The organism is Azorhizophilus paspali, assembly GCF_043587585.2.
Taxonomy (GTDB): Bacteria; Pseudomonadota; Gammaproteobacteria; order Pseudomonadales; family Pseudomonadaceae; genus Azotobacter; species Azotobacter paspali.
The window spans coordinates 1468139-1481789 of the sequence record NZ_CP171449.1 but is presented as its reverse complement, the minus strand read 5'-3'; the positions used below and the strand labels follow the sequence as shown (position 1 = coordinate 1481789).

Here is a 13651-nt window from a genome sequence, read left to right as displayed (position 1 = left end):
GTCGAATTCGTGTTTTCAAAAAATGCTCGAGTTGCCGAAAGACATGTATCACGAGCCACCCCATGTCAAAGCAAGCCAAAGGTCTTCAAGTTCTCTTTCGTTAAAGAAAAGCTCGATATTGCCTTCAGGCGCTGCAGGTAACGCAATGTTGGTGAACTTTCCACCGAGCAAGTTCCCCAGGGTCGTGTCCTTCGTGAGAGTGTCGTGCTTTGTATCAAGGTCGGTCTTGTCCACCTTGTCGAAGACGTCGACACTCGGGGGCGTTACCTGCTTGCTGCTGCGCGCGAAGAAGACCACTTGGGTCACGCTGACCAGGCGATCTTTGCTCCAGAATGGATAGTGTTCCGCACGAAGTTGTAGCTTGAGTGCGAAGCGCTGGTTGGCGCCAGGGACTTGCGCCTGGAACTTCGCCCACTCGTTTGGGAACTCGTCTCGAACAGAAAACAGTCGAACAGACCCCACCGCCTTCGCATTGTCGATCAAGGTCTTCAGGTTGCTGATTGCTCCTTGACGGAGCAACGACCCGCCCTCGCGCGCCGTGTAGCGGATGTGCAGAATGACGTCGCTGATCGTCTCGTAGTCGAACTGGACCGGATCTCCCTTGCTCGGGTTTCCAGGCAGCTCGAGCTGCCATTCGCTGATGGCTCCCGCGTTCTCGAATGGCAGGTAGCGCTCGTCGCGCAGATTCGTCTCGAAGAGACCACCATCGCTTTGCGCCGAGCTCGTGACGATCGATTGCAGACTCCCAAAGTAGTCTTCAAACCGATCGTCCTCTGCATCCTCGCGCGCGTAAGCGCCGTCGCGAAGCACCGGCGTTCTGCGAATCCCGCTCTTGAGCAAGCTCAGGGTGCAGTTGACGCTCGCATACGGCCCGCTCACGCAAGGGATGCTGAGAGCCACGGATTTGATGCGGCGGAAGTAGTGGCCGGGGCCATCCATGTCGAAGAGGGACTCAGGGAGCGTCACTGTGCAGCGCCCGGTTCTGCGCAGGCTGAGCAGCGCGAGCGGGGCCACCTGGAGCAGGCTCACGTGCTTGGTCATCTCGTATTCGCGCTGGTTCAGCTCGTGGTACGCAACCTCCATGCGCTTGACGTCGAGATAGAGCTTCTCGCCCGCGAGGAGGCCCTCCTTCCCGGCGAGGTAGCCGAACTGGAGATACGTCAGCTCGCGACTGCCGAGCTCGTGCTGCAATGCGCGCTCAGCCCGTTTGGAAACATCAAACGCGAACTGGAAGCACTGCGCGTAGAGGCCCTTCACCTCCCGCTTCATCCACGTGAAGAGCGCCTTGTTTGTCTTCTTGCCCGACTTTTGGGTTCCCTCCTCGTTCAGGAAACGTTCGATCTCCGCCGCGTGCTCCATCTGCTTCCGGTGGCTCTTCAACTCCTGCTCCGCCACCGCCTGACGAAGTTCCGCGGCGCGCACTTGCTTGAAGATCTGCGCGATTTCGCCGGCGGCGAGGTTACTCTGAAACGTCCACTCGCGCTCCCGACGTGCGAACGAATCGATCCGGTTGGCGCGCCGAGCTTCGAAGTTAAGACGCTCAGCGATCCCACGTGCCGCGTTCGCGGCAGCGGTAATTCCAGAAGCCACGTTCTGCCCACCCACATTCGTTGCCCCCCCCACCCCCAAAGGTTCAGCGCTGGCCTCAAACTGTGGGACCACCGCGGCGATAGAGCTGACCACGTTCAGGGCACTACCGCTGTCACTTGCAATCTGGGCGCCCTCCAAAAACAAGGTCTCTCGCACCTCGTGAGAGCTGAGGAGTTTGCCGCCCATGAGAAATTGCGCTGCCTGCGCGAATGCATCCGTGGCGATGTCGATCTCGATGTCGTGCAGAGTTATCTCGGGTTCCGTCATTGCAAACTTCATCTTCCCGAGGCTCTCCGCGTCCAGGTCTCCCAGCGCGGGAATCGCCTTCTTGATTTCGTCCGCCTTTTTCCCCAATTGCTGCTCGTAGTAGGAGTAGCGTTGAACGGCGAGGTCCAGAGACTTGAGCAACCCCTCCTTCGATTTGATGGCCTCCTGTAGCTGCCCATACTTCACGTGCTCGACCATCTCCATGATCAAGCGTTCATGCTTGGACCGCAGAACGGCGAGCGCCTCTCCATCCTCTTTCTCCATTGCAGAGAGCAGGTTGTTGCCGAGCGCCTTAACCTCCTGGACGATTTCGCCGGCCTTCTGCACGAGGACCTGGAAGCGCACGAGCGGGAATGGCTGATTGAGGCCGTTGACGATGGCTCCCACGTCCAAGCCCGCGGCTGCAGCTCGAGCCAGCATGGCGGGATCGATGGGCGACTCGAACAGCGCCAACTGACGAAAGATACCCTGGATGTTCAGGCTGTTGCGAATCTTGAAGAGGCGGTCGGCGACCGTGTCCCAATACCCGAGCAGCTTGTCGTTGCGCGGAACTCCGAAGTACAGCGCCTTGCCCAGGCTGCGCACCGTCGCCAGGCGATCGCTCTCCTCCGACGTCTCTCCGGGGAACGGCAGCAGATCGAAAGGAACATCCGCCTCGACGTCGCGCATGACGGTTCCGAATTGCTGGAGATCATTCCTTAGATTCGCGTACGTCTGAGCGCGAACGGCCCCCTTCTTGGGCACCGCCTCAGGACGCGGTCCGAGGATGTTGGCAGCCAACACATAGACCATCAGCGCCTCGTCGATGGCCTCGCCCGTGTCCTGGCGGAACAACGAGTCGCCCCAGGCGATCAGGTTGTCCAAGTACGCCATCACCGTCTTGTACATGTACGCCTGCTGCCGGTACCTCGCGATGACATGCGGTCGGAAAGGGGCGTCCTTCCACGCCTCGATGCTTCGTATGGTCTCGTTTCGCAGCGCCTCATCGCCGCCGGTAGCGAGGTTCACGAGAATGTCCTCAATCTGCTTCACGTCCGTGTGCTGGAAGGGCCGCACCTTCCAGAAACGTTCAGGAGTCGGGCTATCACTGTCGTCGGTGGGGTCGAAGAGGAAATGAAACCACCGCTGTGCCTCGGCGAAGCGCTGGTTCTTGCTCAGATGGATGGCAATGGTGAGCGGGACGTGAAAGAAGAGCTCCCAGTTGTAGACCGAATAGGCACCGCCCGAAGTGAAGTCCAGATCCTTGACCGGGTAGGGCCGCGTGACGAGCGTCGAAGGGTTGTATTTCGTCGCGGAGAAGATGTCGGTGTAGAGAACCGGCAGCGGCTTGCTCCTGACGAGCGTAACCTGCGTTCCATTTGCAACGGTGAGTTGCGCTCCGCTGGCCAATACGACCGAGGTGCCGGCTGGAAGCGTCGCAGAGCTCCCATCGTAAAGCTTGATTGCCGTGGCTCCCGGCAGATCGATCTTTGCGTCGCCTAGAAAGACGGCTGCCTTGTTCTGCGACACCGTGAACGATGAGCCCGCGGGCGGCGTCTCGCTCACTCCGTCAACAAAGGTCGCCGTCGCGCCGTCGGGCAAGGCCGCGGGCGTGACACCGGCGACCTCGAGTTGCATCTTGGCGGAGAGCGCGATAAGTCCCCCCGGGGTTTGCGCCTGAACGTCCGCGAGCAGTGAAATGCCGGAACCAGCCGCTACGGTGATGTTGGTATTCTTCGCCAGCGCAACTTCGAGGCTACCTGGGAGAGAAACGCCGCCACCCACGTACTCCGTGTCAGCCGCCTGAAGGCCCGGCGTCCCCTTGCGAAGCAGCCTTTGGGCAAGCTGTCCGACATAGGGATGGAAATGCGGGTAGAAGCGATAGCTGACCTCACGTTCCTGAATGACGAAATATTTGGTTTCCTTCGTGACGCTGACGCGGCTGGGGATGAACACGGTCTCGATGTCGAAATGCCCGTGGAACTTCTGAATCTGGTCGATGGTCTTGGGTTTCATAGGCTATGTCTCCAGCAGTTCAGCGACCAATGGGGCCAGCATCGAGGCCCATGGCATTCGCGGTGAAGCCCGAACGGGCGAGCGCGTCGACGTTCTGTACGAGCGTCGAGTTCAGGCCTGCGCCGCCGATGACGTTTAGGCCGCCCTGGACCCGCTTCAGACCGGCTTTCTCGACGCCGCCGGCGCCGAGGAGGACGGACGTGGCTCCTGAGCCGATACTGCTTCCCGGATGGACATCGACCGTCAAGCCACCCATGGTAACCGCAGCTCCGACTTCGCTGGCCGGAAGAATCGTCACGTCCAACCGACCTCCTGGTCCGACCAGCTCACCATCGAACAGCAGGCCCGTTGCAGGGTTCACCAACCAGTCTTCGCCCGGTTTCACTTTCACGAGCGACGCGTGATCGATCGAGTCAAACGAGGGCGGGTCGCCTGGGGTGGGAAGCGGCCACTTCCAAGGGATTTCAGGGTTGACCGGGATTTCTTTGCACCAATCGGGATCGATCCACCCGGGTTCTGGTTGAGGCGCCCGAGTCACCCACTCTTGCCACTCCTCGATCGTCCTCTCCGTGACATTCGGTTCGACGAAGAGCGTGTGCCTGTTGTCCTGGTAGAAGAGCGGCTTCATCAACGAGGCAATCTCGGCGAACCCGCTCTCGATCGCAGCCTTGACCGCTGCCGGATCGCTCGCAGCGATGGAGGCGACGTCCGGAGCGCCGAGTGTAATGTTGTTGTTACAGGGCAGGATTGTGTACGAACCGCCGTTCTGATCGAGGATGCTTGGCGTTTCAGGGCTCGGACTGGAACCCGATTGCCCAGTTGCGATCCTACTGTTGAAAGTAACCTTGAAGCGCCCGCTTCCGGCGTATTGGGTCGCATTCACGGTGCTCGCGCTATACGGATTCGCCGGCGCACCGCTGAACGTCGCTTTCTCCGGAGTGCTGTTTCGGCCAGCGAGGTAGAAGGCCTGGTTGAAGGGCCAGCCTAGATGCACGTACACCCCGCGCTCTTCGCCGTTCTCGTAGGGCTCCTTCGACACATGGATGAACACCTTCCTCGGGTCTACGGAAATGGCTTTGAGCTTCTGCGCATCTGGAGGCGCGAACCCACTTGACTCCCGCGTCGTCCATTCTCCTTCCAGATACTCGCTCCAGTGGAGCTGAGCCTCCATTTCCTTCTGCAGTGCGGGGATGGTGGCGGGCAGTTGGACCTGCTGCGAGGACTCGTTGGTCTTTGCCTTCTCCATGAAGGTGACCCAAAACAGGTACAATCGATCGCGCCAGACCACCGGAGCGAGGTGATCGCCTTCGATCTCCGCGCTCACCGGCTCCCACGGCGTCCACATCTGGTGTGCGTAGTGGCGGTAGAAGTACTTGTGCGGCTCGCCGTGAGTTCGGCCAATGACGTGCAGCGTGTTCTGCGCCGGGTCCGCCTTATCCTCGAGGTGCATGGCGACGATGTCCAGCCGAGCGAGCTCCTCGAGCTTCCTCACGTAGGTGAGGAAAGCGTCCTCCACGAGGTCGTTGGATACGTCGCTTTGCAGCAGCGCGCCTTCCAACTCGGTGAACAAGTGGGTCTTGTCATCGCGGAATTCGGGCTCCAGCCAGTTCTCCGGGAACAAGAAGATCTTTCGGTTCGCCTCCCACACCCGGTAGCGCTTCATCCACTCCCATTGCTTGGCATTGATGAGCGCAGCCGGCGGAACATTCGCTTCGAGGTTAAGCAAGCACCGCTGTATGAACAGCTGCACGGATCCGATCGCCAACCGAATGCGTGAGGTCTGCACGACCGGCTCCATGCCGGGGTCGATGAGGAAGTACTCATAGAGCTGCTCCATGCGCGCAAAGCCGCGCTGATGCATCGCGTGGTTCACCAAGGCGTCACGTTGACACTGGCGAAGCTTGTCGAAGATCGGCTGTGCCAAGCGTTGCCACACCTCGGGCTCAAAGCGCGCCTTGATGGCTTCCTTCAGGTCCCTCGCGATCGCGAAGCGCTGCTCTGGGCTCGCCCCAGCGCCGACGATTTGGGTCCAGCTAGCCACCGACTCCACCGGGACGCCGAACCGCTCAATCACCTCCAGCGCATCCCACAAGCGCCCCAGGAGCGCATCACTGGCGAAAGCCGGCGCTGCGGTGAGTACCCTCGCTGCAGCCTTCACCGTGACGTCGTCGCGACGGGCAAGTTTGGCGATTGCCGAGTAGACCTTGTCGATGTCACCGGTCTGATTGGTTTCGAACACGCCGATGAGGTCGTCCGTGCCTTCGGCGATCGCACTCCTGACCCTCACGTACTCGAGCAGCCGCAAGAACTGGCTGAACAGGGCAGTAGCCCCAGCCGGAGAATCATCTCCGACCATAGTGGGCAGCTTCTTGAGGTCCAAGTTGCCGAAGTCACCCGCGTGGGTCAGCAGGTAGCGCAGTTCGCGCTCGTTCAGACCAAAGCCCTGTGCGAGAGCCAGGCCTTTCGTCAGCAAGGTCACGGCGCGCTCGGCACCGCTAAGCGTAGTGATCGGATAGAGCGCAAGCTGGGACAGGCTGTCCTTCGGCCTCGCTTCCCCCTGCACCAGGATTCGCGCGTCGCCGCCTCCCAGGTTTCGCAGCTTGACGGTGAATCGGTACGGAACCCCTGGCTTCAGTTCGATGTACTCGTTCGGCTTGTCGCCCAGTACCGCTCCGTCGGCTGCGGCCGTACCACTCCAAAACAGGCCTGCAGGCAGATGATCGAAGCGGACCTCGACGGTTGCGTTCTGTTTGTCGAGCGCGACGAAGAAGCGGTACGCGCCAGCGGCAGGTACTTCGACGTAGCCATCGAACATCGCGCTTCTCGCCGCCGCGGGCCGAATCAGATTGTTGTTCCTGTCCTTGAGTCCGGTGTCGGCGTCGGGAAAGACAAGTGAATGAAGGACTGCACCGGTCCCGTCCGTCGAGGCGAAGAAGTCCACGCTCAGCCCGCGGTCGCTGGACGCAGACAGAGCCGTGACCAGAGACTGCGTTGCGCTACCTCCCGACGGAACCAAACCGAGAAGGCGCACGTCCGTCAGCAGCGATTCGGCGAGCACCGGATCGGCCGCTGTGTACGCGGTCAGCGTCTGGAGCAAGAATTGTCGGATCAGGCGTTCTTGCAAGAACGGCAAGAAGGCGTTCGCAAGCCGCGTGCGTTGTTGGCGAAGGCTGTCCTGTAGCCGCGCGTTGCCCTTCGCCTGCGCGGCGTCGAGAAGCTCAGGCAGGTTGGGGTTCGGTGAGAGCGAGACGAACGCTGCCTTTTCGGAATCAGTGAGCACACCCTGAAATGTCAGATGCTGAACCTCCCCGATGGGGTCATATGAGATCTGAATTCTCGGCTCATCTGCGAACGGCACTGGGTCGATCTTGTCGGCCGTCTTGACGTTTTTGAGTTGGACCTCAATCAGACCTACCGCTACTGGAGCGAACAGCAAGGCGAAGTCCGCCGCGTCAAGAAAGCCGGTCGCGGGTTGAACATTTGCGGCTTGCTTTTGGAAATGCCTCTCGAAGAAGGCACGCGCCTGCTTCTCCACGTCGTCCAGCAAGTTGCTGAGAACCGCCGATGGCACATGTAGGTTCGGTGGCACCGGTTTCGGTAACCGGGCCAGCAGCGCCGCCTTCTCGACGGGGTCGAGCAGCACGCCGCGATACGTGAGCTTTTGCTCTTGCCGCGTTCCGTTGTAGACGACTTCCCGGAACGCGGGTTCGTCGCTGAACTCCTGCACCTTCAGCTGATCGGCGGGCGCCACAAGCAACTTGGTGGCCGTGAACTCGGCCGTGCCGTTCATCATCGCCAGGAAACGTTCGACCACATCGAAAGGCAGAATCAGACCGAGCTTCTGCCGGAGCACGTCCTCACCCATCGCACCGGGGTCAGCGGGAATAGCGTTGTCGGAACGTATCGCTCGAATGCCATCAGACAGCGTCTTCAGGAGCGTCAGCGTGCCTTCCCGGTTCGGGCGATACTTGCCGGTCTCGTCGAAGCGGTGCCTGAGCAGGTACTCGAGATCGTCCACCTTGAACGCGGTGTCCTTGATCTTCTCGACGACCTCCACGAAACGCAGCGTCTGGGAGAAGGGATAGTCCTCCTCCAGCTTCGTCACGGGATCGGGATGAAGCGCCTTGAAGGGGTCGAGGCCGGAGAGTTGCTTGAGAGCAATCAGCTCTCGCACCGACAAATTCAACCCTTTTGCGAGCAACCCGTACCGGTACAGAAGCGAGACGTGGTCGAGCGACAGCGCGGCCGTATCCAGTGACTTCCCGGCATCTTCGAGAATGCGCCGTACGTTGTCTGCGGTGAGTCCCAGCGCGCCCTGCAGCGCCAACAAGTGCCCCTTGACGAGCGAAAACTCCTTGCCCTTCGCCTGCGCGGCGTCGAGAAGCTCAGGCAGGTTGGGGTTCGGCGACAGCGCGACCAGCGCCGCCTTATCGGCATCGGTGAGCACGCCTTGGAACGAGAGATGCTGGACTTCCTCGAGCGCGTCGTACGAGATCTGGATTCTCGGCTCACCTGCGAAGGGCGCCGGGTCGATCTTATCCGCGGCCTTGACGTTCTGGAGCCGGGCTTCGAACTGGCGCTTCTGTGCCGCTGCGGAGATCCATGCCGCTGACAGGTACTGCCCGAGCGGGTGGTCGAAGACGTCGTCGCTCTTCAGAACGGCGCGATTCAGGAACAGTTGCTCGTAGAGCGACTTCTTCCCGGTGGTCGGAAGGCTCGCCCACAGCGTCGTCAGTTTCACGCGGCTCTGCTTGCCGACGCGGATCGTGTCATCCAGCGCCCTGAGGTGCGCTAGGTAGATCAGCACAGTCAGGAAAGGGCGCTTATCGAGCGTCGCCTTCTCGAAAGGCGCGTTTGCAGGCATGAAAGCATAAAGAGCGCGATCGGTCTCCTCGATGGTCCATCCCAGCTTCCGCCAAAGCCTCACGAACAAGTTGAGCTTCAGAAAGGCGATGTCGTCCGCCGCTTGCCCGCCAGCGTAGCGCAAGATCGTGGCGTCGAAGTCACAACCGGCGTTCGGATCCGCAAGCACCAAGACCTGATCGAACGGGATGCCCTGCAGCTCCGCGTTGATCTGCACAATAGGCAGACCAAACTTCTTGCTGAACTCGTCGAGCCGCCCCTCGAAAGCCTCGATCTCATTGATCGTTTGCCAGTCGTCCTGCGACAAGGCATCGAAGCGCGCCTGATCGGCAGCGGACAGCGCCGCCCGCTCCTTGGGGAGTCGCTGCCCGAGTGGCAACGCGGGATCGAGAAGATCCTGGTTCTGATCGTAGAGAGCCTTGTTCTGCGCGTCGCGACAGAACCGAACGCTGCTGATGTTCACGCCGAGCTTGTACAGGAAGACGAGCTGATTGAGCTTCGGGTTGACGAAAGCCGTCTGGAGGAGTTCGACGAGCTGCTCGTAGGTCACTCCGAGCCTTCGCGAGAGCACCTTGGCGGAGTTGAGATCGACCCGCTGTTTCGTGACGGCATCCGTTGCCTCCGTCGTCGCCTCGGCCGCATTCTTGAACCCGTAGAGCTCGTACCACTTCGCCAGCGGGTCGGGATTCGTGAACAGGTCGATCTCGGTCGGCGACAGCCGCAACGACTCCAAGAAGATCGTTGCGCGATCGTAGACCTGCGTCGGTACAAAGAGGTCGTCGCTCGCGCGGAGCGCTTCGAGCACGTTCCACAGCGGCGCCTCGAAGTAGTCGCAGAAGGCACGCACGGTTTCGATCCACAGGTCGAAGGGCAGCGTGAGTGGATACCGCGCGTCGCGGACCTTGTCGTACGCTTCTCGGATGATGTTTTGAGGCTCGGCGAGAAGCTCCGGTGTTGTCGCATCTCCAGTATCGTGCGCGGCGGCAGCTTCCAGCTTGTCGTGAGCGACGTAGTATTCGAGGATCTCGTTGACGAGATCGATGTACGGGAGCGCGGTGTTGGTGTTCTCGCAGGTGAGCGGGATGTACGGAAGGTCGGGGCGGCGCTCAACGAGAGCGTCGTAGGGTTTCTTGTACTTCGCTGTGTAGTCCTGTCCGCCGTGGTTATCCTTCCAGCGCGCCAGAAAGTTCCCCCACACCTCCGGCTCGGCATCGACGAATTGGAGGAGATCCACGAGATATGCCGCGGGGCTGAGGACCGAGCGGCAGTGCTCGCATTCGCAGAAATCCATCGAGCCGAACAGCGACTCCATGGTTGGGAAGTGCTTGATCAGTTCGTTCTTGGCGTTCTCGCGCACCTGCGTGGGTGAGGATATGCCGAAGACCGGTAGCTCGCTGTCGAGCTTCTTGGCGATACTGAACAGGTTGTACGTAACGCTGCTTACTTGCGTCGCTTTCCGGTAGACGAGACGAGACTCCGCTTGCGTGGGGGCGATCTTATACAATTCCCGATACTTGGCGGCGTAGAGCGCCATGAACTCCGATTCGGCATAGGCCATCACATCGTAGGCGGACGTCATGCCGAGGGCCCACAGAACGGGCATCGCCTCATTGTTCGGCGTGATCTGGTAGACACGCTGTAGCGCCGTGACGTGCTTCTCGACCGTGCCGAATTCGGCATCCGTCAACCCTGCCCGGGCCCCAGCGTGCGTTTTGAAGAAGGATGCTGCGGGTGTCTGCCCCAGTCGGAAGCCCTGTGACGCGGCGTCCTTCAGCAACTGCACGGTCTTGTCCCGCGCCGCGCCGAGCTTGAACGAATCGGTCCCGTCGCGCTCGATCGAACGCGCAACCACCTGGGTCGGGTAACTCAGCCGCACCTTGCGGGCCATGTCCTCCGCCCACAGGTTGCGCCGTGCCTCGACGGTCGCACCGCCGAAGGCAGGCGGAATCAAGGCCTCGAGCTGTTTCTTGTCGGCGTCGGTGAGGTTATCGCGGCGATTCGCCGGGATCCCGACAGCAGCGTGGATCTCGTCGACCCACGAGCTGGCGCGATCCAAATCCTTCTCGGCGAGCTGCGCTGGACCGCTCTTGTCCAAAGCCTGCTGGATTCGGGCCGTGAGTTTCTCACTGCTTCCTGTGAGAAACGACACCTTGCCCTGGAGCTGAAGCTTGCGGACTTTCACATCGTCGAGCCCGGCTTTGCGTGCGCTGTCCCATAGGTCAGCAGGCGAGCCGCGATGGTTAAGATACGCGGTTGCGAACTTCTCTTGATCCTGGTCGTTGAGACCCGACACCCGGAGTATCTGCGCGTACGTCGACCGCGACCCCGGCACAGCGATGGAAAGGCGCACCTTGTTCGCGAAAATCGTGAACTGCTGCTTGAATTGCGCCACCGCCGGGTCATCGAGCGCGACGATCCCGGCATCGCGAACCGTCTTGAGCACACGCTCCGCAACGTCAGGACCGACGTGGGCGAGTAGCAACTTGTCCGATGGCAGACCGGCACGAAGAAGCCCGTACAGCGCTTCGCTAGAGAGCCCCACGTCTCCATCCGCGCTCAAGCGCTGGGCCGTCGCGGCGCAGGCCAGCAGCCGCGCATCCCAGCCGCTGGCGCGGTTCAGAACCGTGAGGTCCTGCTGATCGGCATTCTCCTTTGCTACGGCGAGCCTCTTCAGGTCGCCAACCAGCGGCTTCACATCGTCCGTGAGCCGCTTGTACTCGGCCGCCAACGGCTGTAGGGCAGCGGGGGCAGCGAGGTTCAACGCCGCTCGCGCCTCGCCGGGGAGATCGTTCACGGGCTTCGAAAGCGGTATCTCATTGCCAGCACCATCGACGGCACGAACCTCCAAGCTCAACGCCTTGCCAACCGAGTCATATGCGAACGAGTAGCGTCCCCCTGCAACGGTGGTGGTCTCGTCCAGTTTGGTCGCGTTGCCCCCGAAGTCGCGTCGGTACAACCGGAGCGTCAGCTTCTCGGCGGGCAAGCCGTGCTCCAGCACAACTCGACCCTCGAGTCGCTGCACCGAAGGGGCCGAAACAACCGGCACCTTGAGATCGATGACCTCCAACGGCTTGGCGCCGGGTACCACGACGGAGCTGGCGAGTATCTTGCCGTCGTCGCCGACAACGGTGACGCGTAGGTCGATACGTCGCAGCTCCGGGAGAAGATCATAGCGAATGGTGTAGCGACCGTCGTTGTCCGTCGTGTCCTCACCGAGGCGAACCGAGTGCCCGTCCACGCCGTGGACAGCGCGGACTCGTACGCCCCGCAAGGGTGCACCGTCCTCTCGACGGACCTCGCCGCTGACGACTTGGGCGACTCGTCCATTCAGTTGGTCGAGAAGACTCCACTCCCGCAAGAGCTCGTTCAGCGCAGCGGCCGTTGCCGAGTCAACCACACCACCATCGCCAGCGATGCGCCGCTCCTTCTGGAAAATCTCAACCAGCTTGCGAGTGGCCTCTCCGAAGATCTGAGCCTCACGCTCGCCCTTCAGCGCATTTGCAAGCTCGCGACAAGCCACTTCGTTGTCGCAAAGGACAGCGCTTCGCTCGAGAAGCTGCCCCAGCGCTTCTTGCAGATTGGCCACGTCGCGGCCTTTCATATGCGGTTTCAAAGGGAAAGTAACGTTGTTCATGATCTGGTCGCTCCTAGCGGGAACCCCTACACTCGCAGCAGGTAGTGGAATTCGTTCTCTTGGATGGTCTTCCTGCCGTCGTGCCAATCGAGCAGCCACTCGGCGCCGGGAATCGCGGTGCCGGTGACGATCCCGAGCCCGACGATGGCGACGCAACCGGGGTCACGACAGCGAGCACGGCTGAAGCCGCGCCGACGGCGATGCCGGCCGCCTCGAGCCAGCTCTTGGTTGTCGCCGTTCCGAGCCAGGCATCGCGAGCCTTGGCCACGTCCGCAAGCTGGCCGATGAGCTCCGGTACGGTCTTGGTCTCGATCTCGTTGGCGAAGTCGGCGCTCCACGGTTCGGCCTCGATGCGCCTTGCCATCAGTCCGAGCATCTCGCGAACCTTGGCGAGGGCATCTGGGTTCTTCTGCCGGTACTCGAGAACCTCAGCCAGCGGCACCGCGGGGGCCAGGATGGGCAGCTTGACCTCGGTGTCAGTGAGTGCCGCTGCGGCAAGGGTTCCGGCTTTGAGTTTTCGCTGATCCGCGCGACTGGCGATTGCCTAGCGAATGGCCGGCTCCTGCGCGATCCGCTGGAGCTTGTGGGCGAGGACCTGGCTGTGAAACGCATCGTCGGTGATCGGCGTGGCTCCAGAGTGCAAGAGGCCAATGAACATGCGTGGTTCATCATGATCGCTTCGCCGAGCGCGAGCGGGAAGTCCGCGTAGCGGTACTCGACGTTGCCACCGTACCCCTCGCGGTATTCGTCGAATGCCTGCCCGCGCTCGGCGTACTCGTAGTACTCGCCTGGGTTCCCGCCGGCATGCTCTCTGAAGTGCCCAGAGTCCTTCGCCACCTCACGGGCGAAGTCTCCCATCAAGTGGCGGATCGCCTGATCGGTCTGCGGTTGCTGCGGGACCTTGGCGAGCGCGAGGGTCGATCGCTGCTTGCCGGTGGCTTGGACTTGCGCGTCGCAGAGTTCCAGAAACTCGCGATCGGCCATGTCGCGGCGGACGGCTTCGGTGACCGGGCCTGCGTACTTCGCAAGCACGTCGGCCGGCGTCACGACCTCCAGGATGCCGGCGCCCTTCAGAAGCGTGATCGCGTCGCGGGCGACGTGATCAGCACCGACTGTCGCCCAGCTCGCGCCGACCGGGTCGAGAATGATCAGCTTGTCGAAGTAGAGCGCCGCGACCTTGAGTAGTGGGAGCTGCTCGTTCGTGAGGGACGCGTAGGGGTAGTAGAAGAGGCTGTGCTCAGCCATGCTGTCGAACTCCCAAACCACCGTCGACAACAGTCCAAGGCGAAAATGGAGGCGCGG

Annotated in this window: 4 protein-coding genes; all 4 read right to left on the bottom strand. The window is 61.4% G+C overall.

The features are described 5' to 3' along the window. Positions 1 to 48: 48 nt before the first annotated feature. From ACGI6K_RS07205 to ACGI6K_RS07190, 4 genes are read right to left on the bottom strand one after another with little or no spacing between them, the layout of a single operon-like run. Positions 49 to 3852: a hypothetical protein gene (locus ACGI6K_RS07205; protein WP_376942151.1), complete on the bottom strand. Its 3804-nt coding sequence runs from the start codon at positions 3850 to 3852 to the stop codon at positions 49 to 51. Between the two features lie 19 nt (positions 3853 to 3871). Continuing rightward, positions 3872 to 12349 carry a neuraminidase-like domain-containing protein gene (locus tag ACGI6K_RS07200; RefSeq protein WP_376942153.1) on the bottom strand — a complete coding sequence of 2826 codons (8478 nt, stop codon included), beginning with the start codon at positions 12347 to 12349 and terminating at the stop codon, positions 3872 to 3874. 13 nt (positions 12350 to 12362) lie between these two features. Beyond that, positions 12363 to 12725 carry a hypothetical protein gene (locus ACGI6K_RS07195; RefSeq protein ID WP_376942155.1) on the bottom strand — a complete coding sequence of 121 codons (363 nt, stop codon included), beginning with the start codon at positions 12723 to 12725 and terminating at the stop codon, positions 12363 to 12365. Further along, a complete protein-coding gene (locus tag ACGI6K_RS07190; protein WP_376942157.1) occupies positions 12713 to 13594 on the bottom strand; it encodes a hypothetical protein in 882 nt (293 codons plus the stop codon). Before ACGI6K_RS07190 ends, ACGI6K_RS07195 begins: the two co-directional genes overlap by 13 nt. Positions 13595 to 13651 lie beyond the last annotated feature (57 nt).